Raw genomic sequence first — 2933 nt, 5'->3', positions numbered from 1 at the left:
GATGACTCAAAACTATTTGGGGTTGTATGGTTAAGTGACTAAGCGTATGTGGTGGATGCCTTGGCAGTTAGAGGCGATGAAAGACGTGTTAATCTGCGATAAGCCTAGGTAAGTTGATAAAAAGCGTTATAACCTAGGATTTCTGAATGGGGAAACCCAGTGCCATAAGGCACTATCATTGAGTGAATACATAGCTCAATGAGGCAAACCGGGAGAACTGAAACATCTAAGTACCCCGAGGAAAAGAAATCAACCGAGATTTCGTTAGTAGCGGCGAGCGAACGCGAATTAGCCCTTAAGCGTGTGGGCGTCAGTGGAACAAGCTGGAAAGCTTGGCGATACAGGGTGATAGCCCCGTACACGAAGACAAACACATTGTGAAATCGAGTAGGTCGGCACACGTGAAATGTTGACTGAATATGGGGGGACCATCCTCCAAGGCTAAATACTCCTAACTGACCGATAGTGAACCAGTACCGTGAGGGAAAGGCGAAAAGAACCCCTGTGAGGGGAGTGAAATAGAACCTGAAACCGCATATGTACAAGCAGTGGAAGCCTTCGGGCGACTGCGTACCTTTTGTATAATGGGTCAGCGACTTATATTTTGTAGCAAGGTTAACCGATTAGGGGAGCCGTAGCGAAAGCGAGTGTTAACTGCGCGTTTAGTTGCAAGGTATAGACCCGAAACCCGGCGATCTACCCATGGGCAGGTTGAAGGTCAGGTAACACTGACTGGAGGACCGAACACACGTATGTTGAAAAATGCGGTGATGACCTGTGGGTCGGAGTGAAAGGCTAATCAAGCCGGGAGATAGCTGGTTCTCCCCGAAATCTATTTAGGTAGAGCCTCGGACGAACACCATCGGGGGTAGAGCACTGTTAAGGCTAGGGGGTCATCCCGACTTACCAACCCTTTGCAAACTCCGAATACCGATGAGTGATATCCGGGAGACACACTATGGGTGCTAACGTCCGTAGTGAAGAGGGAAACAACCCAGACCGCCAGCTAAGGTCCCAAAGTCATAGTTAAGTGGGAAACGATGTGGAAAGGCATAGACAGCTAGGAGGTTGGCTTAGAAGCAGCCATCCTTTAAAGAAAGCGTAATAGCTCACTAGTCGAGTCGGTCTGCGCGGAAGATGTAACGGGGCTAAACTATGCACCGAAGCTGCGGATTCAAACTTTGTTTGAGTGGTAGGGGAGCGTTCTGTAAGCCGTTGAAGGTGAGTTGTAAAGCTTGCTGGAGGTATCAGAAGTGCGAATGCTGACATGAGTAACGATAATGGGGGTGAAAAACCCCCACGCCGAAAGACCAAGGTTTCCTGTCCCATGTTAATCAGGGCAGGGTAAGTCGGCCCCTAAGGCGAGACCGAGAGGTGTAGTCGATGGGAAACAGATTAATATTTCTGTACTTCTTTATATTGCGATGGAGGGACGGAGAAGGCTAAACAAGCACGGCGTTGGTTGTCCGTGTGAAAGTATGTAGGCTGAGAACTTAGGCAAATCCGGGTTCTTAAGGCTGAGATACGAGACGAGACTCTACGGAGTTGAAGTTGTTGATGCCATGCTTCCAGGAAAATCTTCTAAGCTTCAGATATAAAGGAACCGTACCCCAAACCGACACAGGTGGTTAGGTAGAGAATACTAAGGCGCTTGAGAGAACTCGGGTGAAGGAACTAGGCAAAATAGTACCGTAACTTCGGGAGAAGGTACGCTGGCTCTGGTGATGGGACTTGCTCCCTAAGCTGAGGTCAGTCGAAGTAACCAGGTGGCTGGAACTGTTTATTAAAAACACAGCACTGTGCAAAATCGAAAGATGACGTATACGGTGTGACGCCTGCCCGGTGCCGGAAGGTTAATTGATTGGGTTAGCTCTGCGAAGCTCATGATCGAAGCCCCGGTAAACGGCGGCCGTAACTATAACGGTCCTAAGGTAGCGAAATTCCTTGTCGGGTAAGTTCCGACCTGCACGAATGGCGTAATCATGGCCACACTGTCTCCACCCGAGACTCAGTGAAATTGAAATTGCGGTTAAGATGCCGTATACCCGCGGCTAGACGGAAAGACCCCGTGAACCTTTACTATAGCTTGACAGTGAACATTGCTCCTACATGTGTAGGATAGGTGGGAGGCTTTGAAACTTGCACGCCAGTGTGAGTGGAGCCAATCTTGAAATACCACCCTTGTATGCGTGATGTTCTAACCTAGGCCCCTTATCGGGGTTGGGGACACTGTCTGGTGGGTAGTTTGACTGGGGCGGTCTCCTCCCAAAGCGTAACGGAGGAGCACGAAGGTTGGCTAAGTACGGTCGGACATCGTACGGTTAGTGCAATGGCATAAGCCAGCTTAACTGCGAGACAGACACGTCGAGCAGGTGCGAAAGCAGGTCATAGTGATCCGGTGGTTCTGTATGGAAGGGCCATCGCTCAACGGATAAAAGGTACTCCGGGGATAACAGGCTGATACCGCCCAAGAGTTCATATCGACGGCGGTGTTTGGCACCTCGATGTCGGCTCATCACATCCTGGGGCTGAAGTCGGTCCCAAGGGTATGGCTGTTCGCCATTTAAAGTGGTACGCGAGCTGGGTTTAGAACGTCGTGAGACAGTTCGGTCCCTATCTGCCGTGGGCGTTTGAGAATTGAAGAGGGCTGCTCCTAGTACGAGAGGACCGGAGTGGACGAACCTCTGGTGTTCCGGTTGTTATGCCAATAGCATTGCCGGGTAGCTACGTTCGGAACTGATAACCGCTGAAAGCATCTAAGCGGGAAGCAGGCTTTGAGATGAGTTCTCACTGGAACTTTAAGTTCCCTAAAGGGTCGTTGGAGACTACGACGTTGATAGGTCAGGTGTGTAAGGGTTGTGAGGCCTTGAGCTAACTGATACTAATTGCCCGTGAGGCTTAACCATACAACACCCAAGTGGTTTTGTAGACTG

At 50.1% G+C, this 2933-nt stretch carries 1 rRNA gene; it reads left to right on the top strand.

The features are described 5' to 3' along the window. The first annotated feature begins 28 nt into the window (after positions 1-28). Positions 29-2906: ribosomal RNA gene (locus ACFSJY_RS14440) — 23S ribosomal RNA — on the top strand. The last annotated feature ends 27 nt before the right edge of the window (positions 2907-2933 follow it).

Source organism: Thalassotalea euphylliae, assembly GCF_042682785.1.
Taxonomy (GTDB): Bacteria; Pseudomonadota; Gammaproteobacteria; order Enterobacterales; family Alteromonadaceae; genus Thalassotalea_F; species Thalassotalea_F euphylliae.
Note: the sequence above shows the minus strand (reverse complement) of the source record. Positions and strands in the feature narration are given on the sequence as shown.